The organism is Streptomyces sp. NPDC033136 (assembly GCF_055578235.1).
In genome coordinates this window covers 61,289-87,488 of sequence record NZ_JBVIPD010000014.1, presented here as the reverse complement: position 1 = coordinate 87,488, position 26,200 = coordinate 61,289, and the positions used below count along the sequence as shown (strand labels likewise).

Below are 26,200 nucleotides of genomic sequence, written 5' to 3'. Positions count from 1 at the left end.
GGGCGATGGACGCCATGGAATTGGAGCTGAGCCTGTACGACTGGGCCGCACTTCCGTGCCGCAGATGCAAGTCGGCGGAACACGTTCCCGGGGACCTGCTGCGGCTGGCCCGCGCGCAGACGCGGGAGGAGGCCGAGCCGCGCGGAATCGAGGGCCACGTCTTCCAGGAGACCTGGGGGACGAAGACCGTGGTCCCGGTCGCGCGGGCCATGATGGCCGGGCTGGCCGGGCACAGCCTCTCCGTGCAGGCCCGGCATCAGTTCCTGGACCTGGTCTGGGGGTTTGTGGTCCTGGACGACGGCCACCTGGCCGAGGCGTGCAAGGACGTCGTACGGACAGGCATCTGGACCCTGTACGAGGAAGTGTTCTCAGGTAGGGCCAAAGGCAGCGCTCTTGTCGCCTACTGGCTGGTAAAGGAGGTGGAGACGGCTCCGGCCCGGGTGGAGCGGCTCCTCCAGGTGGCGCGGCATCTGCTGCCGGAGGACCTGCACGAGGACGAGGACTAACCGGCAGGTTGGCAGAGGAGCGGGCAGGACTCACGCCGAGGAGGCGGTGTCCTGCCCGCTCCCGTTCTTCCGAGGGGGCGGCGAGGCCGGCGTCGGCGGCGGCGTCAAGGCCGCGTCGAAGCCCGGCACCGTCCTGAACGTCGTCAAGGGCGCGCTCGGGAAGCTGTTCTCCGGGGCGGCGAAGAAGGCGGAGCCGAAGGTCGCCGAGCGGTTCACCCGTCAGGCGCCCCGTGTCACTGCACCCAGGGGTCCTGCGGACAACGGGCTTCCGACGTCAGGCGGGGCCACGAGAAGGTCCGCGGCGCCGTCGGCGAGACCGACCATGACCGAGAGGTTGAGGTCAACGAGGTTGCGCATCTCGCGCGCGACCCGTGAGCGCCCCATCGCCACGGTGAGCCGGACGCGCTGGGCGCGTTCTGTTTCCAGGCGGGCGGCCCGGTCCTCCAGCACCGTCGGGTGCATCCGCCGGATACGGAGCGTCAGGCCGGTGGCGACAGCCCTCGTCGCCGTCCCGAGCAGGTAGAACAGGCCGAGGGAGCGTTCGCGATCAGAAGACGGCGAGGGCCAGTTCGACGAGGCTCACCCCGGAGCCCGGTCCAAGGCCTGCACGGATCCGCGCGGAGCCAGGCTGAACAGGGCGACCGGCGGGCTGACGGAGGCCGACTGCCACACCCCAAGCGACCCCCAGAGTGACACCGGACACTCATCGGAGAGGGGAAGGGCCGCATGGTCATCGGTCGGCGCTGCCGGGCGGGACGACCCATTCGGTGGGTAGGCCGGTGAGGGAGGCGATCATGTCGAAGTCTCCGTCGTAGTGGAGGACCGTTCGCCGGTTCAGTTCCGCTGTGGCGGCGATCAGCAGATCGGGGAGGGACAGAGCTCGGTGGAAGCCTGAGTTGAGGGCATGGCGCTGGATCTCGAGAGCGCGGGTGAAGGTGTCGTCGTCGGTGCGGAGGTAGTCGAAGGCGTGGAGCCAGGTGCTGATCCGGGTTGCTTCCGAGCTGTCCCGTGCGGAGTGGATCATCTCGAACTCGGTGGGCTGGCATACGGCGAGGAGGTAGCGCTCGTGCAGAGGCTTGAGCACCTCCTTGACGCTCGGCTTCGTCCAGCGGGCTAGGGCGGACTTGTCGATCAGATAGCGGTCCTGCATCAGGCGGCCCGGCCTCCGTCGCGGTCGCCGTTGTGCTTGAGAGAGCCGTCGGCGTTGCGGGGGCCGGTGTTCTCGACGATCTCACTGAAGTCGAGCTCGCCGGCGTCCATGGCGTCGAAGCCCTCCTGCCGAAGGTGCCTCTTGACGGCGTCTTCCATGGCGAGGCGGACGGCTTTGGCCTTCGTTTTGGTCCCGAAGATGCGCATGGCCTCGGTGACCATGTCTTCATCGAGGTCGATGACGGTTCTGGCCATGTGGTGATCCTCTCGGAGGTGCTCCTTCCAGCGAAATGATACCAATCATCAGCGATGACAGATATCGTTTCGATCATTAGGTCCGTCATGGATGGAGGCTATGGCGTTCACGGGTGACGTGCCGCGTGGTCGCCCGTTGTGAGAAATGGACAATCGCCCTCATGTCGGGCTCCGCCCCTGTCGGGGGTTTCGCCAGAAGCGATGGGGTGGCGGGAGGGAGTCGACCAAGCGGCCCTGTCGGTGGACGGCCGGTGGACAGACGCCTTTGGATGGTGCATCACAGGGTGGCACGGGCCAACCTGTCGCACGTGCTCTGATCAGGAAAAAACGTCACCACGCAGCACGACGAGGTACCAGGCAACACGATCGCTCATGGTCTCGTAATGCGCAGGTCTCGGGTTCGAATCCCGAAGGCGGCTCCATAGTGAACCCCAGGTTGCGCCTCTGACCTGGGGTTTCTTGTTTTCGTTGACCTTGGGATTCGAACAAATCGGGCACCTGCGGTCTGTGCATCGTAATGCGTAGGTCGGCGGTTTGATTTCTGTGACGAGACCGACGCGGCAAGCCTCTGAACTGGTCTTTTGATTGCTCGTAGGGAACGGACCATGCCAGCGCAATGGATCCCGGTGGACACCCGGTGGACAGCCGTGCGTGAAACTCCGTCAGGGCACTCTCGCCGCCCCCTGGCCGACGGGTGAAATCCACCGGTCTCCGACGGGGCTATCGGCGGCGTCGGGACTGTCCGGTCCGGTCACGTCCGCTGGAGTGGTGTATGGACGGCCACTCGGTGATCTCGTTCTGAGGCTATGCGGTGAGTTTGGTGGGTAGGACGGTGTCGTCGGTTTCTGACTCGATCGGGTGGAGTCGGGCCTTGGCGAGGAGCTCGCGGCCCATGTAACGGCGGGCCTCGGTCCACTCGTCGTTCTGCTCGGCCAGGACCGCCCTGACGAGCCGGATGACGGCGGTGCGGTCGGGGAAGATGCCGACCACGTCGGTGCGGTGCCCGCTCGCTGGCCGTGACACCGATGGTTGTGCGGTCCAGGCGGGGACCGCTCGCCGGTTCGGCGGCGTCGAGTATTGCCTGTTCGAGGGTGAGGATGGAACGGGCCCGCACTGTGGCCAGGTTGACGAGCTGTGCCTGGAAGGCCAGCACGCAGACCAGCGGAAACGGCAGAAGGCTGATGGCCCAGCCCAGCAGATCGACCTTGTCGTAGAACGCGATGGTGCCCACGAGGTAGGTGACCGCGGCGCCCATGGTGGCGAGGCTGACGGTGAGGGTGCTGGACCGGTCGGCCCGGTCCGATCGGTAGATGGCAGTGAGAACGTGCAGGCGGTCGGATAACTGTGCTCCTTCGCGGATCGATGAGCTCCTCGGTGCCCGATGGCCCGTCGTTACGGCACTGATGGTGCCGGGCCCGGCACCATCAGTGCCGCCAGAGCCATGAGCGCTTCCCGGCCCTGCTCGGTCGGTACCGCTGACGCCGTCCTGCGCAGGTAGACGGCGTAGGCGCGACGTTGCAGGGCGGGGGACTCGTCGGCCAGGCGACGGCCCACGTCGAGGCCCGCTTCCGGCAGGCCGTGTGCGACAAGCAGGACCGCGGCGGTCAGCGCGCCGATGCCCGGCTGGTCCAGCAGGTCCGGCGCGGCTGCGGCGAGCTGGCCGAGACGGTCGAGATCACCGTCGTCGAAGGCCTGACGGGCCGCGGTGTCCGGGTCGGCCAGGGCTTCACGCAGTTCGTCCACCGTGAGCCACTCGGTCAGCCGCCGCATGGCCAGTCGTGGACCGCCATCCGGATCGGCAGCGAGCAGTTCTGCCACCGACCGCGCCGCCAGCTCGTCGGCGTGTGTTTCCAGGTGGTCCACGATGGCGTCCGGTGAGGTCAAGGCCAGCCACGCGGTGACCGCCTGTGACACGGCGGCCTCTTCCGCCAGTTCGGCCAGGGCGGCGTCGAATCCCGAACGTGCAATGCGGCCGGTCCAGGTACGGGCGGCTTCGGCTGTGGCGTCGCTGGGGAAGAGCGCGGCGAGGGCCGCGGCGGCACCCGGGGTCGCTGGATCGGTCAGCAGGGCACGATGCTGCACGAGCGCCGCGTGTGTGGCGTCCCAGCCGTCAGCCTCCGCCAGAGTGGTCACCAGCGCGGTCACCTCGACGGGGATGGCGGCCGTGGCCCAGTGGGGTAAGCCCGCTGAGCGCAGGCCCAGTTCGTCGACCGCGCCGCGGACCGAGCGGCGGACCCGGCTCAGCAGGTGCGGTTCGCCGCCGGGGCCGGTGGTCTCGGCTTCGGCCGCCGCCCGCATCGCGGTGCGCAGGGCGGCCGCCCGCGCCCCGTGCCGGTACTGCCAGATCGCCTGCGCGGCCCGGACTTCTGCGCTGTGCAGCGGGCTCCGGGCCGCTGCCACCGCCTGCCGCCAGGCCCGGGCCGCGCGATCGCGGCGACCTGCGGCCAGCAGTGCCCCGCACAGGGTCAGGGTAGATCTCACCAGGCCGGGAACATGGGTTGCCGCGTCCTGTCGGGTGAGCGCGCGCCGGATTGCCGCTGCCTCGGCCAGCAGGCCCACGGCCGTTGCCACATCACCCGACTCCAGCCGCCACAGACCGCTGTTGTTCAGCGCCGTCGCCAGGTCCGTCCGACGGGAACGAGGTACGGGTCCGGCCCGTTTCCTGGTAGGCCGCCACGGCGGCGTCAGCGGCGGCCAGCGCCCTGGCGCCACGTGGGTAGTGCGGCGCACCAGTGCCACGGCGGCAAGCTCCTGGAACGCCTGGCGTATCAGGTGTTGCGGGGACTCGTGGGATACACCTCGTGGTCCGGGTCCCACCAGACGACGTGGAAGATGTCCCCTTCCAGGAAGCCATAGAGACGCTGGGTGCCGGTGACCCGCAGCCTGTGAATCTTGGTCTGGTCGTCGCGCCCCATCGCTACGAGCCGGTCCAGGCTGGATCGGGTCACTACCGAGTGGCCCGATGCGGGGCCGGACCGCCGAGCACCATCAAGACCCACCCGTCATGATCCCGCCAGCCCTCGTAATGTGTAGGTCTCGGATTTGAATCCCGAAGGCGGCTCCTGAGGAACCCAGGTCAGGCTTCTGTAGGTCGTAGGTAGGGTTTTGTGACGAGTCCAGATGTTGAGGCCCCCGGACGGATCCGGTCCGCTCCGGCTCAAGGCGAGGGGAGCGCCCGAATCTGATCGGGGCGCGGCGGACGCCAAGGTCAGACCCAGTGCGACAGCTTTGGAGCCTCGCAGCCCGTTCATGGGTGGTGGAACCGTGCGTGTTGGTGCTGCTGGGGTCAGGTGCTGGGTGCCTCGAAGGTCTCGATCGTGCAGCGTGCTGCCCCGCTGCGCTCGATCCTGGCGTCGCTGGTGATCAGCGGGACACCGAGGCTCTCTGCGAGGGCTACGTAGTGCGCGTCGTAGACGGAGAGGTTGTTCGACAGCTCGCGTACGCGCTGCCACAGGATCAGCGTGGGGTGCAGGTCGAGAGCGAGGGCCTGGTAGTCGGTGATCGCCTTCACGGCCTCCTTTTCCGTGATCTTCGGCTTGCTCCCCCGCCGGCCGCGGGCCAGGCCGAAGGCGGCCGAGGTGATCTCGTAGTCCAGCAGGCCCGGCGCTGCGAGAGTGTCGGCGCGGCCCACGCGCTCACGGATCGCGGTTCCGGTTTTGCCCTGGTCGAGGAGGAAGTGCACGAGGCTGGAGCAATCAATGACGATCAACGCCGGTCCCGTCCGTCCTCGATGGCGTCGAGGATGTCGGTCGTAGTGAGCTCCGTGCGGGTTTCACGCTCCAGGCGTGTGGCCATCTCCGCGAGGGTGGGCTTGGCGGCTTCCCGGGAGAGAAGGTCCAGGGCATATGCCTGGAGCGACTTGCCGGCCTGTGCGGCGCGGACCTTCAGGGCGTTGACGGTGTCGTCCGGGACATCCCGAATCGTAATCGCGGTCATGCCTGCATTTTAGCAGCGGCGCAGATGATATGCAGTAGCGAGGGCTGGTCCGGTTTCTGGCCTGGGCAGGCACCGTGCGGTAACAGAGAACGACGAAGGTGCTCTTGTCGAGGCCGGACAAGCAGTCTCATGTGCCCGTCTGGCCTCGTCAGGGCTACGCTTGCGGCCACGTAGTGCCCTCGCTGGCCTCTTCCGGCTGGCCCCACCGGTGGACAGCCGGTGGACAGACGCCTTTGGGCGATGCATCACGGGGCGGCACAGGTCAACCTGTCGCACGTTGCTCTGATCAGGAAAAACGTCACCGGACAGCACGGTGAAGCACCACGCAACACGATCACTCATGGTCTCGTAATGCGTAGGTCTCGGGTTCGATCCCGAAGGCGGCTCTGAGAAGCCCAGGTTTCACGCTGACCTGGGCTTTCTGTATTTCCTTGGCTGATTTCTGTGCGCGGTCGGGGGCTCGCGGAGCGTCATGCGTGAGCGGGTGCGTCCGCGAGCTGCGTGCGTCAGACTTTGACGACCTCGATGGCGGGTCCACAGAGCAGGCTGATGTCTTCGGTGTCGGAGGTGAGGACGGTGACGGGTCCTTGCGCGGAGCGGGCGATGGCTGCGAGGGCGGCGTCGATGGCGTACTTCTGGCCCCTGAGGCTGTGGTCGCGCAGCAGCGCTGCGGCTTGGTCGGTGATGACCTTGGTCACGTCGCGGACATCGCTCCGGGAGAGCACCCATCGGATGCGGGCGGGGTGGATGCGTTCGTAGTCCGCCTCGAGGGTGGTCATCGCGGTCGTGGCCACCCGGATGCCTTCTTCCGAGGCCGCCTGAACGAAAGCCAGGACGGTGCGGTCCTTGAGGTAGAGCTGGGACAGGCCCTCGCTGTCCAGGAGCAGTGTGCAGGGCATCAGGCTGCGGCACTCCTCGAGTGGTGCGTCGCGGTTCGGCGGTAGCAGGGCGAGCAGGGCGTGCTGTGACGGCGACCGCACCCCGTCTTGGCCCGAAGATCCCGGGCTCGGCCGGCCTCTTCGTCGTCGACCACGCCCCGTGCCCGGTCCCGCTGCTCCGGCCTGACCCCGCTCCCGGCCTCGTCGGCATCCGGCCGGCGCGCCGTACCCGCCGTACGACCGGTGGTGGGCCGACTCGCGGCCGGCCGGTTCTCGCCCGAGCCGGAGAACCGGCCGCTGTTCCCTCTCAGGGGCCCGGCGGGGCCGCTTCGGCTGTCGCGGCCACCGACCCCGCCGCCGACATGAGGGTCACTTGAACTTTGGTCGTCGCCGGATTGCATCTTGAGAGCTCGGCTTGACGTCCAGAGTGCGCGCCGAATCCGATTCTTTATGTTTCGACTCATTGACGTTCGTGTCGAATGTGACACACACTGCTCGGCGTCTCAGCCGATTCATGGCGGACGCAAAGGAGCCAGCGATGAGACCTGAACCCACCCGCAACCCCCGGCGCCCGGAACTCTTGGTGACCGGACTGTGCTTCGCGGTGATCGTGTTCGACGGATACGACCTGATCGTCTACGGAGCCAGCGTGCCGGCTCTGCTGCAGTACGAGCCCTGGGGGCTGACCCCGGCGATGGCCGGTGTCATCGGAAGCTACGCCCTCGTGGGCATGCTCATCGGCGCGCTTCTCGCCGGCGCGCTGACCGACGTGGTCGGCCGCCGCCGGGTCATGCTGACCGGCGTCGGCTGGTTCTCGGCCGCGATGATGGGGTGTGCGCTCGCGCCCGACGCGACCTGGTTCGGCATTTTCCGGCTGCTCGCCGGGCTCGGGCTCGGCGGCGTGATGCCGACCGCCGTGGCGCTTACGGCCGAGTACTCCCACCCGAGCCGCCGCAGCTTCAACAACGCGCTGATGTTCTCCGGCTACTCCGTGGGCGGCATCCTCGCCGCGGTGCTGGCCATGGCGCTGCTGCCGGTGTGGGGCTTCCGGTTCCTGTTCGGGCTCGGTGCCGTTCCGCTGCTGATCCTGCCGCTGCTGGTGCGCTACGTGCCGGAATCGCTGGTATTCCTGGTCGCTAAGGGGCGTCTTGAGGAGGCCGAGCGGACCGCGGCGCGCCTGGGCGTTCCCGTGCCGGAGGCCCCTCCCGCCACGGCCGAGCCGCAGCCCAAGCTGGGCCCGGCCGCCCTGTTCACCCGGCGCCATGCGCTGCCCGCCGTGCTGTTCGCGGTGGTGAGCTTCTTCGGCCTGCTGCTGGTGTACGGCCTGAACACCTGGCTTCCGCAGATCATGCGGTCCGCCGGCTACCCCCTGTCCAGTTCCCTGCTGTTCCTGCTGGTGATGAACCTCGGCGCGGTCATCGGCTCGGTGCTGTTCTCGCCGCTGGGTGACCGGTTCGGCATGAAGCCGATCACCTTGCTGTCCTTCCTGGCGGCCGCCGCCTCGATGTCCCTGCTCAGCATCGCCACCGCGGCGCCGCTGATGTATCTCCTCGTCGCCATCGCGGGTTTCGGCACCATCGGCGCCCAGATCCTGGTCCTCGGCTACGTCGCTCAGCACTTCCCGGTGGAGGTCAGGGCCACCGCGCTCGGCTGGACCCTCGGCATCGGGCGCTTCGGTGCCATCACGGGACCGCTGTTCGGTGGTCTGCTGCTGGACTCCAAGGTCGGCATCGAGTGGAACTTCTACGCCTTCGCCATCCCCGCCGCGCTCGCGACGGCCGTCGTACTCCTGCTGCCGGGCAAGGCCACGCAGGCCTCCGAGCAGGCGGCCCAGGTGGAGGTCCGTACCGCTTGAGCACGTTGTCGAGGTCGTTGACCGTCGCCGCCGTGGCCCTCGCCACGGCGATGGCCGGGGTGGCCGGAGCACCGGCCGCCACGGCCCCGGCGGACACGTCGCAGGCGCGGGCCTGGCCCGGCCCTCGGAGCCTCAACGAGCCCGAGGCGAAGGCGTCCCAGCTGGAGAACACCGGGGCCTGAAAGGCCGATCCGAACCGCGTCTGCCCGTCCAGCGCGTACCGCGAGGGCGAGTTCCCCTACCAGGGCTGCCTCTGGGACGACCACGGCGCCGGTCCCGACCACGAGTGGCCGGTCAGCACCCTGCTGAGGACCTACCCGGACATCGCGGCCCCGGCGCGGGGCTACGCCTCCCTCACGTGGACGCCCGGCTCCGCGCTCACCTCGAACGACCAGGTGAACGGCGAGAAGGACCTCTTCCACAAGGTGGGCGACCGTCCCGACGCACCGACGGCGGTGATCGCCGTCGACGCACGCGGCAACGACAACCGGTTCCACGGGCAGAGCGGGGCCGGCGGACTGGAGGCCGTAAGGCCAGAAGCCGGGCCCGTACGACGTACGGGCCCGGCACTACTTCTGTGGCACCGGGCGGGACCCGGCCACCTCGTCGTAGAAGGACTCGGCCGCCGGACCCAGCAGTTCGTGGGCCTCCAGGAACATCTCGTGCGCCTCGTGGCCCACCCAGCCCGCCGGGAGTAGTTCGGTCGGCAGGTCGGGGTCGCGGAAGGGGAACTTGCGGTAGTCGTACGTCAGTTGCATACGCTCGACCATCGCCTCCTCGGGGCTGAGATGCCCGGCCCGGTAGGACGGCATCCGGCCGCGGTAGGTGCGCAGCAGCTCCCGGTAGTCCTCGTTGAGGGCTGCCAGGTCCCAGCAGCGGGCGGCCATCTCGCGGTCCACGGGGAGGCCCGACGACTGGCAGCGCAGGGTGTCCAGGCGTACGGCGGACTCGTCGGCGAACTTCTCCCTCACCTGCCGTATGCGGTCGTGCGGGGAGACGTACGTGGAGGGGGCCAGGGGGCCGAAGCCCAGCCAGGCCAGCTCCTTGCGGATGCGGTCGCGTACGCCCCGCTCGGTCTCGGGGACCGAGTAGATGACCATGTACCAGTGGCGGTCCCAGTCGGACGGGGCCGGGTCGAAGATGCGTGAGCGGCCCTCGTCGAGCAGCTGGAGACTGCGCGCGTTGAGCGTGTAGAGCGTCTCCCTGCCCTCGCGCCGGACGTCGAACCAGCCCTCCTTGCGCAGGCGTGCGAGCACCACGCGCACCGTGCTGTCGCCGACGCCGAAGCAGCCCATCAGTGTGCTGAGGGTGCGCAGCCGGGCGGCGCCTCCGCGGTAGCGGACGTAGTCGCCGAACAGGTCGAAGACGATCGATCGAGGTTTCACGAAAACCGACTATGTCATACGGACGGCCGTTGCGGAGGTGCATCGCATCAGCCGTAACGTCAGGCGGCGGGGCCCTCCATTTGAGTAACAAATGATTGACGTCCGTGTAGTGAGTGACACACAATGTTGGTGTGCGGGGCGGCTCGCTCCGATACTGGACATGGAGGCACAAGCCATGGTTTCTCGGATCGCGTGCGTGGGAGGGGGCCCCGGCGGGCTGTTCTTCGCGACGCTCCTCAAGCAGGCCGATCCGTCGGTCGAGGTGACGGTCTTCGAGCGGAACCGCCAGGACGACACCTTCGGTTTCGGCGTGGTCTTCTCAGACGCGACCCTGGCCGGCATCCACGCCGCCGACCCCGTCCTGCGCACCGCTCTCGCGGAGCACGGGCGTCACTGGGACGACATCGAGGTACGGCTCAAGGGGCGGCGGATCCGCTGTGGCGGCAACGGCATGGCGGCGATCACCCGCAAGACCCTGCTCCAGTTGCTGCACCGGCGGGCGGCGGAGGTCGGTGTCGATCTGAGGTTCAGCCACGAGGCCCCCGCCGATCCGGCGCAACTGGCCGACTACGACCTGATCGTGGCCGCCGACGGGGCGAACTCGCGCTTCCGTGACCGCCTCGCGGACGTGTTCGTGCCGGAGGCGGAGGTCGCGACCGCCAAGTTCATCTGGTTCGGCACGACGTATCCCTTCGACGGCCTGACCTTCGTGCACGAGCACGGGCCGCACGGCACGTTCGCCGTGCACGGCTACCCGATCAGCGACGGCGTCGGCACCTTCATCGTGGAGACGGACGAGGAGTCCTGGCGCAGGGCGGGGCTCGACGAGTTCGACACCTCGCAGCCGCCCGGCCCGAGCGACGAGAAGACCAAGGCGTACCTGGAGAAGCTCTTCGCCGAGCAGATCGAGGGCCATGAACTGCTGGTCAACAACTCGCGCTGGGGCAACTTCCGCACCCGCCGCACCCGCCGCTGGCACAGCGGCAACGTCGTCCTGCTCGGCGATGCCGCGCACACCGCCCACTTCTCCGTCGGCTCCGGCACCAAAATGGCCATGGAGGACGCCATCGCCCTCGCCGGCAGCCTGCTCGCCCACCGCGACGACCTGTCCGCCGCCCTGGAGGCGTACGAGGCGGCGGCGCGGCCGTCGGTGGAGAAGATCCAGACCTCCGCCCGGCCGAGCCTGTCCTGGTGGGAGCACTTCGGGCGCTACCACGACGCGTTCGAACCGACCCGGTTCGTCTTCCACTTCCTCTCCCGCAGCATCGGCAAGGAACGGATCGCGCGCCGCGACCCGGAGTTCGTCGAGCAGGTCGTGGGGGACTGGCGGGCGGCGCACGAGGGGCGGGACCCCCTGGAGACGCCGTTGCGGGTGGGCGGGCAGGAGTTCGCGGGGCGGCGGGTGACCGGCGCCGACCTCGCGGGGGTGGCGTGCCTGTCGCTGACCGCGCCGCAGGGCGAGGCGCAACTGCCCGCCTTGTACGAGGAGCTGGCCGGTGCCGTGAGCGGTACGACCCCGCCGCAACTGGTCGCCGTCCACGCCGGGACCGCCCTCACCCGACAGCTGCTCGCGGAGCAGGCCCGGCTGGTGCACGGGGTGCCCGCACTGATCGTGGAGGACGGGATGGACGACGACCGCGCCGAGACGCTGCTGCTGTCCGGGCGCGCCGATCTGGTCGGTTCCACGGAAGAGGGGCGGGCGTAGCCATGACCACGAACCTGACGCCGCTCTTCGCCCCCGAGGGCGTGGTCGTGATCGGCGCCTCGCGGCAGAGCGGCAAGCTCGGCGCCGCCATGGCCCGTTCCCTGGCCGCCTTCCCCGGGGCCCGCGCCCTCGTCAACGCGCGCCGCCCGGACCCCGGTGAGGGTGTGTACACCTCGGTCGCCGAAGCGGCCGAGCACGTCGCCGGACGGCTCGACCTGGCGGTGCTGTGCGTGCCGGCGGCCGGCTGCGCGGACGCCCTCGCCGAGGCGGCCGCAGCGGGCTGCCGTGCCGCGCTGATCTGCGCGGGCGGCTTCGGCGAGGCGGGCCCGGAGGGCGAGGAGTACGCGGAGGCGGTGCGCCGCGTCGCCGACGAGACCGGCATCCGGCTGCTCGGCCCCAACACCTCCGGCTTCTTCGCGCCTCATCTCGGCCTGACGGCCAGCTTCGTGCCCGCCGCCGGGCAGCTTCCCGCCGGGGACGTCGCGGTCGTCGCGGCCAGCGGCGGCGTCAACCACGCGCTCGCCTTCGACCTGGTGACCGCCGGGAACGGCATCAGCCTCGGTGTGGGCATCGGGGCGGGCCTCGACGTGACGGCGGCGGACGTACTGGAGCACCTCGCCGGGGACGGTCGTACGACGGCCGTGGCCCTGCACCTGGAGACGGTTCCGGACGGGCCGCGGCTGGTGGCCGCCGTACGGCTGGTGGCCGCCGTCAAGCCGGTCGTGGCGCTGGTCGTCGGCCGCAGCGACGTCGGTGACTTCGCCCGGTCGCACACCGGGGCGCTGGCCACGAGCTGGCGTACGACACGGGCCGCGCTGCGGCAGGCAGGGGCGGTGGTCGTGGACGACGAGCGGGAGATGGCGGACGCGCTCACCGCGCTCTCCCGGGTCCGGCTGCGTCCGCACCCGGACCCGGGGCTCGGCATCGTGACCGCCCAGGCCGGGCCGGGGCTGCTGCTGGCGGACCGGGCAGGCGCGGACGGCATCCGGACACCGGAGCTGTCCGAGGCCACGCAGCGCACGCTGGGCGGGCTGCTGCCCCCGCTCACCTACCAGCGCAACCCGGTCGACACCGGCCGGCCCGGCGAGACCTTCGCCCGCGTGCTCGACACCACCGCCGCCGACCCGGAGGTGGACCTGCTGTCCGTCTACGCCCTGACCGAGCCCGACAGCGTCGACCTCGCCTCGGCCGCCCAGGACGCCGGCCTCGGTGCCGATTCACCGGCCGTGGTGGTCGTCGGCGGCCTCCCCGAGGACGTGGCCGAGCAGCGGGCGCGGCTGCACAAGGCGGGGATTCCGGCACTCACCGGACCGGCGTCCGCCGCCAACGCCGTACGGGCGCTGGTGACCCATGCCCGACAGCGGGCTCTGCTGACGGACGGGGCCTCGCCGCCGCCGATCGCCACCGTTCCCCCCGGCCCGATGGACGAGGACGCCGCGAAGACCTTCCTCGCCGACCTCGGCATCCGCACCCCGCGCCGGGTCGCCTGCGAGACCCCCGCCGACGCCCACGACGCCCTGCGCCTGCTGGGCGGGCCCGTCGCGGTCAAGGTGCTCGACGCCGCGATCCTGCACAAGACGGAGGTCGGCGGGGTCCACCTGGGCGTGCGCACCCCCGACGAGCTCGACGCGGCGCTGGACGCCATCGGACGCGACCGGCGCTGTCTGGTCGAGGCCATGGCCCCGGCCGGTGTCGACCTCGTGCTGGGCGTGCGACGGGACCCCGTGTTCGGGCCGGTCGTACTGGTGGGGCTGGGCGGTACGGCCGCCGAGGCGCTCGCCGACGTGGCGATCCGGCTCGCCCCGCTCCCGGTGGCCGAGGCCGCCTCGATGCCCGACGACCTGGCCGCCCGCACCCTGCTCGACGGCTGGCGCGGCGGGCCGGTGCTCGACCGTGCCGAGTTCGGGCGGGTCGTGTCCGCCCTCGCCGCCGCCCTGGCCGCGAGCCCCGGCACCGCCGAGATCGAGATCAACCCGCTGCGGCTGACCGCCGATGGACTGATCGCCCTGGACGCCGTGATCGTACGCACGGCCGACCGCACCTGAGGAGAACGACCATGCCAAGGCCGAGCAGCAACGGCGCTGTCCCCTGGCCCGCGGAGTACGCCGAGCGCTACACCGCGAAGGGCTACTGGGAGGGCCTCGCCATCGGTGACCGGCTGCACGCCGCCGCCGACGCGACCCCCGACGCGGTCGCGCTCGTGGACGGCGACCGCCGCCTGACGTACCGCGGGCTCGCCGAGCGCGCGGACGCCGCCGCACTGCGCCTGGCCGCGCTCGGGCTCCGCCCCGACGACCGGCTCGTGGTGCAGCTGCCCAACACCGCCGAGTTCGTGATCCTTACGTACGCCTGTCTGCGCCTCGGGGTCATCCCGGTGATGGCGCTGCCGGGGCACCGCAAGCACGAGGTCGGCTACCTGGTCGAGCACAGCGAGGCGGTCGCCGTCGCCGTCCCCGACTCCCTCAAGGACCACGACCACCGGGCGATGGCGTTCGAGATCGCCGAGGAGTCGTCGACCCTCCGGCATGTCCTGGTGCTCGGCGACAAGGCCGGCGACGACGCCGTGGACCTGCGGGAGCTGTGCGCCGCGCCCGGCACGCCGGCGGACCGGGCCGTCGTGGACGCGTACCGGCCCGACAGCCGCTCGATCGCCGTCTTCCTGCTCTCCGGCGGTACGACCGGGCTGCCCAAGCTCATCGCCCGCACACACGACGACTACGTCTACAACGCCCGTCGCAGCGCCGAGGTCTGTGAATTCGGGGCGGACACGGTGTACTTCGCCGCACTGCCCCTCGGCCACAACTTCCCGCTCGCCTGCCCGGGCCTGCTCGGCACGCTGCTGCACGGCGGCCGGGTGGTGCTGGGTTCCCCCAACCCGCAGAAGGCGTTCTCGCTGATCGAGCAGGAGGGCGTCACCGCTTCGGCCCTGGTCCCGGCCATCGCCCAGCGCTGGCTGGACCACCACCGCGACCACGCGGAGGCCGACCTGAGCTCGCTGCGCGTGCTCCAGGTCGGCGGCTCCCGGCTCGCCGACCACGTCGCCCGCCGCGTCCGCCCCGAACTCGGCTGCACGCTCCAGCAGGTGTTCGGGATGGCCGAGGGGCTGCTCAACTACACGCGGCTCGACGATCCCGAGGACGTCATCTGCACGACGCAGGGACGCCCCATGTGCCCGGACGACGAACTCCTCGTCGTCGACGAGCTGGGCGACCCCGTCCCCGACGGGACCCCCGGCGTGCTGCTCACCCGCGGCCCGTACACCCCGCGGGGCTACTACCGGGCAGAGGAGCAGAACGCCCGCGCCTTCACCGAGGACGGCTGGTACCGCACCGGTGACATCGTGCGGCTGCTGCCCGACGGCAACCTCGTCGTCGAGGGCCGCGACAAGGACATGATCATCCGGGGCGGGGAGAACATCTCCGCCGAGGAGATCGAGAACTTCGCCTACCAGACCCCCGGCGTCGCCCGCGCCGCCGCCGTGGCGATGCCCGACGCCGAACTCGGCGAACGAGTCTGCCTCTACGTCGTACCGGAACCGGGCCGCACGGTGACCCTCGACGACGTCCACCACGTCATGGAGCGCGCCGGCATCGCGCGTTTCAAGTTCCCGGACCGGCTGGTGACGGTCCCCGAACTCGCCGCCACCAAGGTCGGAAAGATCGACAAGAAAGCGCTGCGCGCCGACATCACGCGCCGGCTCGACGCCGAAGGAAACCCCGATGACCAGTGACACCGTCATAGCCCCGGAGGAGACGGACCCCGGACTCCGCGAGCTGTACGACGGATTCCAGGCGGCCGGACTCATCCCCCTGTGGACCGAGATCGGCAACCTCATGCCGCTCACCCCGCAGCCCGAGGCCGTCCCGCACGTCTGGCAGTGGGACACCCTGCTGCCGCTCGCCCGCCGGTCCGGCGACCTGGTCCCGGTGGGACGCGGCGGTGAACGCCGCGCGATCGCACTCGCCAACCCCGGCCTGCCCGGACGGCCCTACGCGACTGCCAACCTCTGGGCGGCCATTCAGTACCTGGGCCCCCGCGAGGTCGCCCCCGCGCACCGCCACTCCCAGGGAGCCTTCCGGTTCATCCTGGAGGGCGAGGGCGTCTGGACGGTCGTCAACGGCGACGCGGTCGAGATGCGCCCCGGCGACCTGCTCCTCACCCCGTCGATGCACTGGCACGGTCACCACCACGTCGGTGACGCGCCGATGGTGTGGCTGGACGGCCTCGACATCCCGCTCGTGCACCGCCTCGACGCCGGGTTCTTCGAGTTCGGCGAGGACGGCGTGTCGGACCGGTCGACCCCGACCCGGTCGCGCAACGAGCGGCTGTGGGGCTACCCCGGGCTGCGCCCGATCGCGGCCGAGGACAGCCCCGACTCTCCGCTCATGGCCTACCGCCGGGCCGACACCGACGACGCCCTCACCGCCCAGCTGGAGCTGGAGGACGAGGGGTACGCGGGGGTCGTCGAGCCCGGCCACGCGGGCATCCGCTTCACCAACCCCGGCACCGGCCGTGACGCCCTGGCCAGCCTGCGCACCGAGATGCACCGCCTGCGCGCGGGCGCTACGACAGCCACCCGCCGAACCGTCGGCTCCTCCGTCTGGCAGGTCTTCCGCGGAAGCGGGACCGTCACCCTCGACGACCGCGCGATCGAGGTGTCCGCCGGCGACCTGATCGCCGTGCCCTCCTGGTGCGCGCTGACCATCGCCGCGCACACCCGGCTCGACCTGTTCACCTTCAACGACGCGCCCCTGTACGAGGCGCTCAACCTCGCCCGCACCGAGACGACCGGGAGCACCCACGCATGAAGCTCGCCACCATCCGCACCGCCGACCGCACGGCGGCCGTCCGCCTCGACGGCGACCGGGCCGTGGAGACCGGAGCCCCCGACGTCGCCGCCCTGCTGCGCCGCCCCGACTGGCGTACGTACGCGGCCGCCGCCGACGGGCCGGCGCACGACACGGCCACACTCGACCTCGCCCCGGTCGTCACGACCCCGGCCAAGATCTTCTGTGTGGGCCACAACTACCGCACCCACATCGCGGAGATGGGCCGCGAGATGCCGTCGTACCCCGCCCTCTTCGGCAAGTTCGCCAACGTCCTGCTCGGCGCGCGCGACGACATCGTCCATCCCGGCGAGACGGAGGAGCTGGACTGGGAGGCCGAACTGGGCTTCGTCATCGGCTCCCGGCTGCGCCGCCGCGCCACCGAGGAGGAGGCGGCGGCCGCGATCGCGGGCTACACCGTCGTCAACGACATCTCCCTGCGCGACTGGCAGTGGCGCACCCCGCAGTGGCTCCAGGGCAAGGTGTGGGAGGCCAGTACGCCGGCCGGACCCTGGCTGGTGACCGGCGACGAGATCGACGACGCGGCCGACCTGGAGATCCGCCTCGAGGTGGACGGCGAGGTCATGCAGCGCTCGCGCACGTCCGACCTGCTCTTCACCCCTGCCCACATCGCCGCCTACCTCAGCACGTTCACGACCCTGGAGCCGGGCGACCTCGTCCTCACCGGCACTCCGGGCGGGGTCGGCGCGGCCCGCGATCCCAAGGTGTTCCTGGAGCCCGGCCAGGTCGTACGGACCGTGGTCGAGGGCATCGGGGAGTGCGTGAACACGATCGTCGAGGACAAGCCGTGAAGGTCCCCGTCGCCACACTCCTGGACTGGGTCGAGGACGGGCAGCTCGCGCTGCAGCGGGCGGTCGACGCGCTGCCCGCCGGCGCGGTGCCCGAGCCGTCCGCCCTGCCCGGCTGGACCCGCGGCCACCTGCTCACCCACCTCGCCCGCAACGCCGACGCCCTGGTCAACCTCCTGACCTGGGCCCGGACGGGGATCCGTACGCCCATGTACGCCTCGCCGGACCAGCGCGCCACGGACATCGAGGCGGGCGCCGGACGGCCGTCGGCCGAACAGCGGGCGGACGTACGGGAGTCCGCCGCCCGGTTCCGGAAGGCCGCCGAGGCCCTGTCCGGCGACGCCTGGTCGGCCACGGTCGTCAGCGGTCAGGGGCGCGAGATCCCGGCCTCGGAAGTGCCCTGGCTCCGGGTCCGCGAGGTCTGGATCCACCTGGTCGACCTGGACGTCGGTGTCGGCATGGACGTCCTGCCGCCCGACCTGGCGTGGGCCCTCGTCCGCGATGTGGCCGGATGGATGTCGGCCCGCGTCGAACCGGAAACGGGTGCCGAGTTGACGGCGGAGGGCCACGGCACCGTCGTGCTCGGCACGCCCTCCACCGGTGTCACGGTCACCGGACCGCCGTACGCCCTCGCCGCCTGGCTCACCGGCCGGGGCGGCATCGACGAGCTGCTTGTCACGGGTGAACTCCCGGGCGTTCCACGCTGGTTGTGAATCCAGCTTTCATCACTCGATCAAGGGAGATCGGCATGCATGAGCGAGACCTTCGTCCTGGTGACCGGAGCCTGGCACGGCGGGTGGGCCTGGCGCCCGGTCGCGAACGAACTCAGAGCGGCCGGGCACGAAGTGCACACCCCGACTCTGGCCGGCCTGGGCGCCGACGACGACACGCACGGCGTCACTCTCACCGACTGCGTGAACAGCCTCGTGGCATACGTCGAGAGTGCCGGACTGAACGACATCACCCTGGTCGGTCACAGCTGGGGCGGTTACGTTCTGACCGGCGCGGCCCCGAGGCTCGCTGCCCGAATACGGCGCCTGGTGTTCTGGAGCGCGTTCGTGCCGAACGACGGCGAGTCGCTGATCGAGGCGTGCCCGCCGCACTACGGCGAGATGTTCCACGCCCTGGCGGCCGCCTCCGGCAACGACACGGTGGCGCTGCCCCTGGAGGTCTGGCAGCAGGCCTTCATGCAGGACGCCGACGAGGAGACCCAGCGCGTCGTGCACTCCCTCCTCGTCCCCCAGCCCCTGGGCACCTTCACCGAGAAGCCGGACACGTCGGCGTTCACCGCGCTCGACCTCCCTACCGCCTACGTCCTGTCCACCGAGGACCTCTCCCTGCCCGGCGAGTGGGCCTGGGGCAGCCGTTTCCCGCAGCGGCTCAAGAACCCGCTGATCGTCGAGGCCCCGGGCAGCCACGAGGGCTGCTTCACCCGCCCCGTCGAACTGGCCGATGCCTTCGTCCGGGCCTGCGCCGCCCGGTAGCCGAGTGGTGAATCCCGTGCACGCGCTGTTCGCCGACGCATGCGCGGGCGGACTGCATCCCAGCCTCCTGGTCGCTGTCCGTGCACCCCGACGACCTGGGCGCCCGGGGCTGGCCGATGGCGACCTCGTCGGCGTCGGCCGTGAGGAGGATCGCGCCGGGCCGCAAGCACGTGCGGGCGTCCTCCCGGTGCTCCCCACAGCTCGAAGGCATGGAGATGCCTCCGTCGCGCATACCACCGGGACCGCGCGTCGGGCGGAGCGAGAAGCACTTAGGTGCCTCGTCCTCCACTCCTGCATGGTCATCGTGCATGCCGCGCGCCCCGGCCCGAGTCGTCGGCCTTGACGACTGATGCCGGGGCGCGTGGCGCGCGGGTGCCTGACTACGTGGTGCGCGCGTCCACCGTGCCGTCTTCGGCCCGGTTCGACACAGACCCGTCCTCCAGGCCCTCCTCGAACGCCGTGACGGCCCGGTCGATGAGCTGTTGTTCCTGTTTCCTTCGCCGAGCGGCCAGGGTGGCGTGGTGTTCGCGGCGGAAGGCCTTGGCCGTGGCGAGGCACATCCCGATCATCACCAGGCTGAAGGGCAGCGCTGTGATGATCGCCACCGTCTGCAGCGTGGTCAGTGACCCGGTCCCCGTGCCGCTGGCGATCAGCAGTGCGATGGCCACGGCTCCCTGGGCCGCGCACCAGAACACGCGGCTCCATGTCGGCGGGTTGGGGTTGCCTCCGGAGGCCAGCACGTCGACCACGTAGCTGCCGGAGTCGGAGGAGGTGACGAAGAACAGCACGATCAGCAGGATCGTCGCCCCGGCGACGATCGCGCCGCCCGGCATGCCGTCGAGCAGCTGGAAGAGCGCGCTGTCCGTGCCGACCGCGCCGTCCTCACCCACCAGTCCGCCCTCGCCGACCGTCTCGCGGTGGAGTGCCGACCCGCCGAGGACGGCGAACCAGAAGAAGGTCAGCAGGGTCGGTACCAGCAGCACGCCCGTGACGAACTCACGAACGGTCCGCCCGCGGGAGATGCGGGCGATGAAGACGCCGACGAACGGAGCCCAGGAAATCCACCAGCCCCAGTAGAAGACCGTCCAGCCGCTGACCCATGCGGTGCCCTCCTCGCCCTGGGAGGCGCCGGTGTCGAAGCTCAGCGCGAGGATGTTCTGCAGGTACGCGCCGATGTCCTCGACGAAGCCGTTGAGGAGGAAGAGCGTCGGGCCCGCGACGAGGATGAACAGCAACAGCCCGCCGGCGAGGCCCATATTGATGTTGGACAGCCACTTGATGCCCTTGCCGACGCCCGTGACCACGGAGATGGTGGCGAGCAGGGTGATGCCGATGATGAGGACGACCCGAAGGGACGTGCCGGGGTCGGTCACCCACCCCTGGAAGCCGAGCCCCGCCGAGATCTGCAGGACGCCGAAGCCGAGCGAGGTGGCCACGCCGAAGACCGTGCCGACGACGGCGATGGTGTCGATGGCGTCGCCCCAGGCACCCTTGATCTTGTCGCCGAAGATCGGTTCCAGAGCCCAGCGGATCGAGATGGGACGGCTCTTGCGGTGCACGGCGTAGGCGACGGCGAGACCGACCACGACGTAGATGGCCCAGGGGTGGATTCCCCAGTGCAGGAACGTCTGGACCATGGCGAACTCGCTCCGCGTCGCCTCGCCCTCGCCGACACCCGGCCTCGGGGAGACGAAGTGGTTCAGCGGCTCGGCGACACCCCAGAAGACGAGGCCGATGCCCATGCCCGCGGCGAACAGCATCGCCAGCCACGAGCCCATGCTGAACTCGGGTCGCTCGTCGTCCTTACCGAGCCGGATGTCTCCGAAACGGCCAATACCGACCCATAGGGCAAATATCACAAAGAGTGAGACGAGAGCGGTGTAGTACCAGCCGAGACCGCTGATGATCTCTTCCTGCACCGCGCTGATGGCGCTTTGTGCGGAGTCTTTGAAGAGCGTGGTGTAGAGGACGAAGGCGACGATGATGATCGCGGACGGCCAGAAGACGCGTGGTGCGATCGACGTCAAGGGGGAGCGGGTCCCGCTGTTCTCTTGATCCTGGATATCAGCCGGTGGTTTCGTCACTTGGGGAGCAGTCATGCTCTCTTTCCTCGTGTCGTCGGGCTCGGGCACGGTTGGCCGGACGCTGTGGTGCGCCTCTGCGGTCTCAGCGGCTTGCGCTGACTCGAACAGCCTTGGGCTGCGATGGCACAGGGGGTGAAAAGTGTTGCGCAGTGAGAGATTGACATCGGTAGGCGCAACAGCGAACACGCCAGGTGCCCAGCCGTCAAGGCCCCTCGCATCACCCGCCGGGCATTCGACCGGCATCGAAATCGATCCGTGACCCGCGGCCCGATGGTTGCGTCGACGTTCCTCCAGCGCGTCGTCGGCCGCGGTCAGGATCCCGGTTCTGGATCACTTTCCGCCCAGGTCCACGTCAACCGCTGCCGACCTACATCGACATCGGACTGATATTTCTGCCCGTGTGCTGGAGCAGCGTGCTGTGGTCGGGGCGGATCTCCTGGCGTGCGTACCGGCGGGTTTCAGAAAGGCTACGTCATGGCAGCGCGCCGGAGCCGCCATGGTGGCACGCCTCTCATGGCCCCAGCGTCTCGATCATCTGGTCCAGGAACTCCTGGAGAGAAATCCGCAGCGCCGTCCCGACGATGTCCGGGACGACTGTTGCGTGCGTCACCTGTTGCGTGCGTCACCGGAGGTGGGCTGACGGCGCTCACCTCCCGGGGTGCCCGGGCGACGGCGGTCCTGACCGCGCTCGCCCTCGGGTTCTGGCCCGCACCACCATGAACGTGCAGCGTCAGCAGGACAGGGGGTAGCCGGAGCCGACGGAGAGGGGCCGGGCAAGCGCCCGGCCCCTCTCGAGTACCGCTGCGGGTCAGGAGCCCGGAGAGCGGAGCTTGCGCCAGGTCTGCTGGCCGACGATCCCGTCGACCGCGACGTTCATGCGCTTCTGGAAGGCGACGACCGCGTTGTGGGTTTCGTTGCCGAAGATGCCGTCGACCGCGATTGCAGGCCGGCCGTGCCACGTGTTGTAGCTGTTGAGGAGGCACTGGGCCTCCTTCACGGTGTTGCCGGTGCTGCCCTTGCTGATCACGGCGGTGTTCCCCGTGTAGTACCAGCAGGTGCTGTCGGCGTGAGCGTTCTGAGCGCCCACGGTCGACTGGGCGGCGACCATGCCGCAGGTCAGGGCCAGCACGGCCGCGGCACCCGCGAGGGTCCTGCGGATCTTCACGTCGTGTTCCTCTCGTGAGTGTTCAGCGGCGGCAGCCTTCAGCGGCGCGCCAGGGCCGCTTGCGGATGCCGGAGGAGACAGGCGGATCAGCGCTTGCCGTAGCGCAGTTCCTTCCAGGTCTGCGGGCCGACGATCCCGTCGGAGGCCGATTCGCCGATGTAGTACCACTGGAACCAGGTCACGGCGGACTTCGTGGCCGGACCGAAGACGCCGTCCACCGCCAGGCGCTTGCCGCTCGCCTCCGGGTGGACCGTGGTCTCGTTGATGAGCGCCTGGATCTCCTTGACGTGGGCCCCGGTGCTGCCCAGTTCGGCCCACTTGGTCCCCGTGTGGTAACCGCAGTACAGGCCGACCGTGCTGACGCCCCGGCAGGTGTCGGCGGCCGGGGCCGCGAACGCGGCGGGGGCGGCTGCCAGGCTGCCGACGAGGACGGCGGTGGCGGCGGCCACGGCCAGGCTCCTCGGGACGTGGCCACGGCGGACCGGGTGACGTGTCTTCATGATCTTCCCCGTATTCAGCGGTGCACGAGTGATGAGAGCGGGTCAGGCGGGTCAGGAGGGTCAGGCGGGGGAGCGGTCGTGGCGCAGTGCCTCCCAGGTCCGGGGGCCGACGATGCCGTCCGCAGCGGACGGCCCCATGTAGTAGCGCTGGAACCACTTCACGGCGGACTCCGTGGCCGGGCCGAAGACGCCGTCCAGCACGAGCTTCTTGCCGGTCTTCCGCCCGTAATCGGTGGAGCCGTTGATCAGCCCCTGGATCTCCTTGACGTGGATGCCGGTGCTGCCGCGCTCCGCCCACTCCCGGCCGTAGTAGTAGCGGCAGGTGAAGCCGATCGTGCTCTGCGTGTAGCAAGTCCGGGCCGCGGAGGCTTTGGTGTCGCTGGTCGCGGCACCGGCGGCAGGTGCGGCTGCCAGAACTCCGCCGAACAGGGCGGCGGTGGCCGCGAGCAGGGCCACGGGTGTGCGTACAGACATGTGTGTCTCCGTTCAGGTGCGTTCACGCGCTGGCGGTCTGGTGCGGTCCGCGCAGGTCGCCACAGCGGTGGCAACCGCGGTACGACGATGCTTCCGGAGCGAGCCGCTGTGCCGCCACGTCCAGTGACGGAAGCGGGTACTTCTGGGACGTCTCACGCGCTGACCTGCTGAGACGCGACACACCATGGCCGTTCCCTGAGTTGTTGGGAGACCATGGGACACAGGACAGGTCCCCCGGAACGCGGCTCGACGGTTGCGCGTTCTGCTACAGGCACCGATTCGGCGAAGGGGCTCGGGGCCGTTCGCGCCCCGTGTGGCACGGCACACGGCAGAGACCGGAAGAAGGGAACCGCGACTCAGCCATGGCGTCTTGGAAAGCGCTACCCGACACGCTCGACCCCCAAGGGCGGCAACTCGTCGCGCAGCTCCGGTCGCTCAAGGACCGAAGCGGGCTCAGCCTCGCCGCCCTGGAGCGGCGCACCACGTACAGCAGGTCTTCGTGGGAGCGCTATCTGAACGGCAAGATCCTCCCGCCGGCCGGTGCCGTGAAGGAGCTGACACTCCTCGCGGGGGGCGACGTGCATCGCCTGCTCGCCACGCACGCGCTTGCCGAGGAGACCTGGTCCCAGGGCGTGCAGCGCGCCACGGGACCGGCTCCGGAGCGTGCCGGCGAGGAGGTGGACGAAGCGGCTCAAGAGGCGCGGGGAACGAGGCAGGGGGACGGAGGAGCAGCGGAGCACGCCTCGCGAGCGCGCGCCCTTCCGATTCTGCAGACTCTCACGGTCACCCTGCTGACGGCGGCGCTCACGGCCACCGGGCTCATCCCGGCTCTCCGTGCCTGGGGCGGGGACGACGCGGCCGACGGGACCGAGAGCAGTTTCGTCCTTGAGCCGGGCCGCACGTACGGCTGCACGATCCACCGTCGCGACGGCGCGCTCTACGCGGGCCACAGCCAGACCGAGGACACCGTCCTGTACCAGATCAAGACGGGCTGGGACGTGGTGGAGGCCCAGTGCCTGCTGGAACAGCACGGCTACTCGGTCGGTGACATCGACGGCGCCTACGACGCCCGGACGGCCCGTGCCGTCAAGCGCTTCCAGGAAGAGTCGCCGGAACTGGCCGTGGACGGAATAGTCGGCCCGCACACATGGAAGGTGCTGCGCCGGTGACCGGCCGACCGCCGTCGCAATGCCTCGAACTGGGCCGCGAGTTGCACGCGCTGCGCGAACGCGCCGGGCTCAGCCTGACGGCCCTCGCGCACCGGACGAGCGCCAGCAGGTCGTCCTGGCACCGCTACCTCAAGGGGACCAAACTCCCGCCGCGGGAGCTGGTGCGCGAGCTGTGTGTCCTGGCGCAGGAGCCGCCTGACCGGGTTCTCGCCCTGCACGGACGGGCGGAGGCGGCCTGCAGACCCGAGCCCGGGGACGGCGTGAGCCCGGCCTCACCCCGGGAGGCACGAGGGGAACCGGCTGCGAAGCCCGCGAAGGAGCCGGCACACCGACCCGTACCCACATCCACGCCCACCGCGACAAGCGGCGAGGCCGGTGCCGACACGGGCCGGACACGCGGATCCCCCGGGGAGCCCCCGGCACTGCGCCGCTGGTGGCGGCCCATCGCCGCCGGGGTGTTGCTGGGCTCGGCCGTCGCGGTGGGCGTGACCGCCGCCGAGCAGACTCTGGACAAGGCTGGGAGGACCGCGTCCCCGCCCGGTTGCCGATCCACGGGCTGTACGGGGAAGGACCCCGAGTCCCAGGGGTGCACCCACGCCGAACACAAGCCGGTCACCGTCGTCGAGCGCGCTCTCATCGGCGGGGGGCGAATGGATGTCCGGCACAGCAAGGGCTGCGCTGCCTCGTGGGCCCGGATATGGCTCGCCGAGGTCGGTACCCGGATCGTGGTCAGATCACCGGAAGGCGACGTCCAGGAGGCGACGATTCGGGATCGCCACGACGCCCAGGGATACGTGTACACGCCGATGGTCGGCGGAACACCGGAAGAGGGGGTCGAAGCCTGTTACTTCGCGCCCACGGCCGGCCGGCCCCCGGAGAAGGAGAGCGGGGAGGGCACCCCAGGCCTCAGCCCCACCCCGACTCCCGGTTCCGGACAGGTCGTTGGGGCAACGGACGACCAGGACGCCACGGAGTGCTTCTCCGCCCCGCGGTAACTGCGGCACCTGCCCGAGGAATCCGGGCCCAGGGACTCCCCGTCGCCCACTCACCGAGTCGGCCTCCCGTCGGACGAAGGGTTCGGCCTGTGGTGCCGGCCGCGCGGCGCACGGGCCGCGGATGCCGGTGGCGACGGGCAGCCACCGTACGCAGGTGCGACGCGAGCCAGGCGTCGAGCGGCGTCCCAGACATCCCAGGGCGTCCCACGGCTGCTTGTGTCTCCGCTGGTCAGAAGCCGAGACATCTCAAGAGCGGCCTTGTCGGTCCGGAACCCTTGTGACCGGCTTCCACCGGCTTGCAGACTCGCCGCATCCCCACACCAGGAGAGCACCGGTGAAGTGGGAGATGCGGGCGTGCACGGCCGTGGGACTCATGGCCGCGACTCAGCACTGAGGCGTCGCGCCCGCTCCGACCGCCGCCGAACGGGCAAGGCACGACGGCCAGGTCGACTGCCACCGCCCACCGCCCACCGCCCACCGCCCACCACGGCAGAAGCTGTCGCCCGACGGCGGCTTCGTCCCGCAGACCCGCGTCGCCGGGTGCTCCCGCTGACCAACCGACCGCCTGACTCTCCTACCGGCAAGAGAGGTCCCTGATGCGCATCCCCGCACGGCTCGGCTCCGTCGCCGCGGCCACCGTCGCCGTCCTCGCCCTGATTCCCGCGGCGGGCGCCACCGCCTACGCGACCGGCACCGGCACGGCCAGTGCCGCGGCCTACACCTGCGACATCGTCAAGAAGGGCGGGTACTGGTACGCCGGCCACTACAGCGGCATGACCGTCGTCCCGTCCGCCACCACCGTGACCGCGGCGGGCATCGAGGCCCAGTGCCTGCTGAAGGACGTCGGTTACTACACGGGCGCCATCGACGGCTACTTCGGGCCGTTGTCCCAGGATGCGATGAAGCGCTACCAGCGGCTCATCAACCAGCAGCACAACGTCGGCCTGGCCGTGGACGGATGGCCCGGCCCGCAGTCCTGGCCGTGGCTGCGCCGCTGACCACCGCACCCCCTCACAGGAACGGAT

General features: G+C 70.3%; 26 protein-coding genes and 1 pseudogene. 13 read left to right on the top strand and 14 right to left on the bottom strand.

All coding sequences use genetic code 11. From position 1 onward, the window contains the following. Nucleotides 1-5: 5 nt before the first annotated feature. Nucleotides 6-506 (top strand): hypothetical protein, encoded by a 501-nt coding sequence (locus tag ACZ5TL_RS24750; protein ID WP_468592422.1) that lies wholly within the window; start codon nt 6-8, stop codon nt 504-506. Between the two features lie 219 nt (nt 507-725). Here ACZ5TL_RS24750 and ACZ5TL_RS24745 read toward each other — a convergent pair whose 3' ends face one another. The 9 genes and pseudogenes from ACZ5TL_RS24745 to ACZ5TL_RS24705 form a co-directional block, all read right to left on the bottom strand. After that, complete coding sequence (locus ACZ5TL_RS24745; protein ID WP_468592421.1) at nt 726-968, bottom strand: hypothetical protein; 243 nt, start codon at nt 966-968, stop codon at nt 726-728. A 268-nt stretch (nt 969-1,236) separates the two neighbouring features. After that, the gene (locus ACZ5TL_RS24740; protein WP_468592419.1) at nt 1,237-1,656 is read right to left on the bottom strand and encodes a PIN domain-containing protein; all 420 of its coding nucleotides are present in this window, start codon (nt 1,654-1,656) and stop codon (nt 1,237-1,239) included. After that, nucleotides 1,656-1,910, bottom strand: coding sequence for a type II toxin-antitoxin system VapB family antitoxin (locus ACZ5TL_RS24735; protein WP_045563117.1), 255 nt, complete (start codon nt 1,908-1,910; stop codon nt 1,656-1,658). Before ACZ5TL_RS24735 ends, ACZ5TL_RS24740 begins: the two co-directional genes overlap by 1 nt. A gap of 804 nt (nt 1,911-2,714) precedes the next feature. Further along, nucleotides 2,715-2,909 (bottom strand): annotated as a pseudogene (locus ACZ5TL_RS24730) (transposase); the annotation flags it as partial. Between the two features lie 393 nt (nt 2,910-3,302). Then, the gene (locus ACZ5TL_RS24725) at nt 3,303-4,391 is read right to left on the bottom strand and encodes a hypothetical protein (protein ID WP_468592418.1); all 1,089 of its coding nucleotides are present in this window, start codon (nt 4,389-4,391) and stop codon (nt 3,303-3,305) included. A gap of 287 nt (nt 4,392-4,678) precedes the next feature. Then, nucleotides 4,679-4,858, bottom strand: coding sequence for a hypothetical protein (locus ACZ5TL_RS24720; RefSeq protein WP_468592416.1), 180 nt, complete (start codon nt 4,856-4,858; stop codon nt 4,679-4,681). A 338-nt stretch (nt 4,859-5,196) separates the two neighbouring features. After that, entirely contained in the window at nt 5,197-5,619 is a 423-nt protein-coding gene (locus ACZ5TL_RS24715; RefSeq protein WP_468592414.1) for a type II toxin-antitoxin system VapC family toxin, read from the bottom strand. Next, nucleotides 5,616-5,846: a FitA-like ribbon-helix-helix domain-containing protein gene (locus ACZ5TL_RS24710; protein ID WP_468592412.1), complete on the bottom strand. Its 231-nt coding sequence runs from the start codon at nt 5,844-5,846 to the stop codon at nt 5,616-5,618. The genes ACZ5TL_RS24715 and ACZ5TL_RS24710 overlap by 4 nt, the downstream gene beginning before the upstream one ends. 506 nt (nt 5,847-6,352) lie before the next feature. Next, the gene (locus ACZ5TL_RS24705) at nt 6,353-6,745 is read right to left on the bottom strand and encodes a DNA-binding protein (protein ID WP_468592410.1); all 393 of its coding nucleotides are present in this window, start codon (nt 6,743-6,745) and stop codon (nt 6,353-6,355) included. A gap of 517 nt (nt 6,746-7,262) precedes the next feature. On the opposite strand from ACZ5TL_RS24705, the gene ACZ5TL_RS24700 reads away from it, so the two are divergent. Continuing rightward, complete coding sequence (locus ACZ5TL_RS24700) at nt 7,263-8,579, top strand: MFS transporter (protein WP_468592408.1); 1,317 nt, start codon at nt 7,263-7,265, stop codon at nt 8,577-8,579. Then, nucleotides 8,576-8,761 carry a hypothetical protein gene (locus ACZ5TL_RS24695; protein ID WP_468592406.1) on the top strand — a complete coding sequence of 62 codons (186 nt, stop codon included), beginning with the start codon at nt 8,576-8,578 and terminating at the stop codon, nt 8,759-8,761. The genes ACZ5TL_RS24700 and ACZ5TL_RS24695 overlap by 4 nt, the downstream gene beginning before the upstream one ends. 387 nt (nt 8,762-9,148) lie before the next feature. On the opposite strand, the gene ACZ5TL_RS24690 is transcribed toward ACZ5TL_RS24695, so the two are convergent. Beyond that, nucleotides 9,149-9,964, bottom strand: a complete 816-nt coding sequence (locus ACZ5TL_RS24690; RefSeq protein ID WP_468592404.1) for a PaaX family transcriptional regulator — start codon at nt 9,962-9,964, stop codon at nt 9,149-9,151. Between the two features lie 175 nt (nt 9,965-10,139). Here ACZ5TL_RS24690 and ACZ5TL_RS24685 point away from each other — a divergent pair, with 175 nt between their 5' ends. Genes ACZ5TL_RS24685 through ACZ5TL_RS24655 form a run of 7 tightly spaced genes read left to right on the top strand, consistent with a single transcriptional unit; the run spans nt 10,140 to nt 18,788 of the window. Beyond that, complete coding sequence (locus tag ACZ5TL_RS24685; RefSeq protein WP_468592403.1) at nt 10,140-11,669, top strand: FAD-dependent monooxygenase; 1,530 nt, start codon at nt 10,140-10,142, stop codon at nt 11,667-11,669. 2 nt (nt 11,670-11,671) lie between these two features. Continuing rightward, nucleotides 11,672-13,714, top strand: a complete 2,043-nt coding sequence (locus ACZ5TL_RS24680; RefSeq protein WP_468592402.1) for an acetate--CoA ligase family protein — start codon at nt 11,672-11,674, stop codon at nt 13,712-13,714. 11 nt (nt 13,715-13,725) lie between these two features. Further along, the gene (locus tag ACZ5TL_RS24675) at nt 13,726-15,399 is read left to right on the top strand and encodes a (2,3-dihydroxybenzoyl)adenylate synthase (RefSeq protein ID WP_468592400.1); all 1,674 of its coding nucleotides are present in this window, start codon (nt 13,726-13,728) and stop codon (nt 15,397-15,399) included. Continuing rightward, on the top strand, nt 15,389-16,477 hold the full coding sequence (locus tag ACZ5TL_RS24670; protein ID WP_468592398.1) for a cupin domain-containing protein: 1,089 nt from the start codon (nt 15,389-15,391) through the stop codon (nt 16,475-16,477). The genes ACZ5TL_RS24675 and ACZ5TL_RS24670 overlap by 11 nt, the downstream gene beginning before the upstream one ends. Then, nucleotides 16,474-17,307 (top strand): fumarylacetoacetate hydrolase family protein, encoded by an 834-nt coding sequence (locus tag ACZ5TL_RS24665; protein ID WP_468592396.1) that lies wholly within the window; start codon nt 16,474-16,476, stop codon nt 17,305-17,307. Before ACZ5TL_RS24670 ends, ACZ5TL_RS24665 begins: the two co-directional genes overlap by 4 nt. Beyond that, nucleotides 17,304-18,017, top strand: a complete 714-nt coding sequence (locus tag ACZ5TL_RS24660) for a maleylpyruvate isomerase family mycothiol-dependent enzyme (RefSeq protein WP_468592395.1) — start codon at nt 17,304-17,306, stop codon at nt 18,015-18,017. The genes ACZ5TL_RS24665 and ACZ5TL_RS24660 overlap by 4 nt, the downstream gene beginning before the upstream one ends. A gap of 39 nt (nt 18,018-18,056) precedes the next feature. Next, entirely contained in the window at nt 18,057-18,788 is a 732-nt protein-coding gene (locus tag ACZ5TL_RS24655) for an alpha/beta fold hydrolase (RefSeq protein ID WP_468592394.1), read from the top strand. A gap of 380 nt (nt 18,789-19,168) precedes the next feature. On the opposite strand, the gene ACZ5TL_RS24650 is transcribed toward ACZ5TL_RS24655, so the two are convergent. From ACZ5TL_RS24650 to ACZ5TL_RS24635, 4 genes are all read right to left on the bottom strand, one after another. Continuing rightward, nucleotides 19,169-20,887: a BCCT family transporter gene (locus tag ACZ5TL_RS24650; protein ID WP_468592393.1), complete on the bottom strand. Its 1,719-nt coding sequence runs from the start codon at nt 20,885-20,887 to the stop codon at nt 19,169-19,171. Between the two features lie 793 nt (nt 20,888-21,680). Further along, entirely contained in the window at nt 21,681-22,037 is a 357-nt protein-coding gene (locus ACZ5TL_RS24645) for a peptidoglycan-binding domain-containing protein (protein ID WP_468592391.1), read from the bottom strand. Nucleotides 22,038-22,123: 86 nt separating this feature from the next. Next, entirely contained in the window at nt 22,124-22,537 is a 414-nt protein-coding gene (locus tag ACZ5TL_RS24640) for a peptidoglycan-binding domain-containing protein (protein ID WP_468592390.1), read from the bottom strand. Between the two features lie 60 nt (nt 22,538-22,597). Next, nucleotides 22,598-23,011 carry a peptidoglycan-binding domain-containing protein gene (locus ACZ5TL_RS24635; protein ID WP_468592389.1) on the bottom strand — a complete coding sequence of 138 codons (414 nt, stop codon included), beginning with the start codon at nt 23,009-23,011 and terminating at the stop codon, nt 22,598-22,600. 362 nt (nt 23,012-23,373) lie between these two features. Between ACZ5TL_RS24635 and ACZ5TL_RS24630 the strand changes: the two genes are divergently transcribed. The 3 genes from ACZ5TL_RS24630 to ACZ5TL_RS24620 all read left to right on the top strand — a co-directional run bounded on the left by ACZ5TL_RS24630 (nt 23,374) and on the right by ACZ5TL_RS24620 (nt 26,173). Then, nucleotides 23,374-24,180 (top strand): peptidoglycan-binding protein, encoded by an 807-nt coding sequence (locus ACZ5TL_RS24630; RefSeq protein ID WP_468592388.1) that lies wholly within the window; start codon nt 23,374-23,376, stop codon nt 24,178-24,180. Beyond that, nucleotides 24,177-25,175 carry a helix-turn-helix domain-containing protein gene (locus ACZ5TL_RS24625; protein WP_468592386.1) on the top strand — a complete coding sequence of 333 codons (999 nt, stop codon included), beginning with the start codon at nt 24,177-24,179 and terminating at the stop codon, nt 25,173-25,175. The genes ACZ5TL_RS24630 and ACZ5TL_RS24625 overlap by 4 nt, the downstream gene beginning before the upstream one ends. Nucleotides 25,176-25,771: 596 nt before the next feature. Next, on the top strand, nt 25,772-26,173 hold the full coding sequence (locus tag ACZ5TL_RS24620) for a peptidoglycan-binding domain-containing protein (protein ID WP_468592385.1): 402 nt from the start codon (nt 25,772-25,774) through the stop codon (nt 26,171-26,173). The last annotated feature ends 27 nt before the right edge of the window (nt 26,174-26,200 follow it).

What these genes read in the sequence shown, in the direction of transcription:
- ACZ5TL_RS24655 (WP_468592394.1), top strand. Translation starts at nt 18,057, where the DNA reads ATGAGCGAGACCTTCGTCCTGGTGACCGGAGCCTGGCACGGCGGGTGG.
- ACZ5TL_RS24650 (WP_468592393.1), bottom strand. Translation starts at nt 20,887, where the DNA reads ATGACTGCTCCCCAAGTGACGAAACCACCGGCTGATATCCAGGATCAA.
- ACZ5TL_RS24680 (WP_468592402.1), top strand. Translation starts at nt 11,672, where the DNA reads ATGACCACGAACCTGACGCCGCTCTTCGCCCCCGAGGGCGTGGTCGTG.
- ACZ5TL_RS24620 (WP_468592385.1), top strand. Translation starts at nt 25,772, where the DNA reads ATGCGCATCCCCGCACGGCTCGGCTCCGTCGCCGCGGCCACCGTCGCC.
- ACZ5TL_RS24750 (WP_468592422.1), top strand. Translation starts at nt 6, where the DNA reads ATGGACGCCATGGAATTGGAGCTGAGCCTGTACGACTGGGCCGCACTT.
- ACZ5TL_RS24640 (WP_468592390.1), bottom strand. Translation starts at nt 22,537, where the DNA reads ATGAAGACACGTCACCCGGTCCGCCGTGGCCACGTCCCGAGGAGCCTG.
- ACZ5TL_RS24705 (WP_468592410.1), bottom strand. Translation starts at nt 6,745, where the DNA reads ATGCCCTGCACACTGCTCCTGGACAGCGAGGGCCTGTCCCAGCTCTAC.
- ACZ5TL_RS24675 (WP_468592400.1), top strand. Translation starts at nt 13,726, where the DNA reads ATGCCAAGGCCGAGCAGCAACGGCGCTGTCCCCTGGCCCGCGGAGTAC.
- ACZ5TL_RS24665 (WP_468592396.1), top strand. Translation starts at nt 16,474, where the DNA reads ATGAAGCTCGCCACCATCCGCACCGCCGACCGCACGGCGGCCGTCCGC.
- ACZ5TL_RS24685 (WP_468592403.1), top strand. Translation starts at nt 10,140, where the DNA reads ATGGTTTCTCGGATCGCGTGCGTGGGAGGGGGCCCCGGCGGGCTGTTC.
- ACZ5TL_RS24635 (WP_468592389.1), bottom strand. Translation starts at nt 23,011, where the DNA reads ATGTCTGTACGCACACCCGTGGCCCTGCTCGCGGCCACCGCCGCCCTG.
- ACZ5TL_RS24670 (WP_468592398.1), top strand. Translation starts at nt 15,389, where the DNA reads ATGACCAGTGACACCGTCATAGCCCCGGAGGAGACGGACCCCGGACTC.
- ACZ5TL_RS24710 (WP_468592412.1), bottom strand. Translation starts at nt 5,846, where the DNA reads ATGACCGCGATTACGATTCGGGATGTCCCGGACGACACCGTCAACGCC.
- ACZ5TL_RS24735 (WP_045563117.1), bottom strand. Translation starts at nt 1,910, where the DNA reads ATGGCCAGAACCGTCATCGACCTCGATGAAGACATGGTCACCGAGGCC.
- ACZ5TL_RS24745 (WP_468592421.1), bottom strand. Translation starts at nt 968, where the DNA reads ATGCACCCGACGGTGCTGGAGGACCGGGCCGCCCGCCTGGAAACAGAA.
- ACZ5TL_RS24630 (WP_468592388.1), top strand. Translation starts at nt 23,374, where the DNA reads ATGGCGTCTTGGAAAGCGCTACCCGACACGCTCGACCCCCAAGGGCGG.
- ACZ5TL_RS24700 (WP_468592408.1), top strand. Translation starts at nt 7,263, where the DNA reads ATGAGACCTGAACCCACCCGCAACCCCCGGCGCCCGGAACTCTTGGTG.
- ACZ5TL_RS24740 (WP_468592419.1), bottom strand. Translation starts at nt 1,656, where the DNA reads ATGCAGGACCGCTATCTGATCGACAAGTCCGCCCTAGCCCGCTGGACG.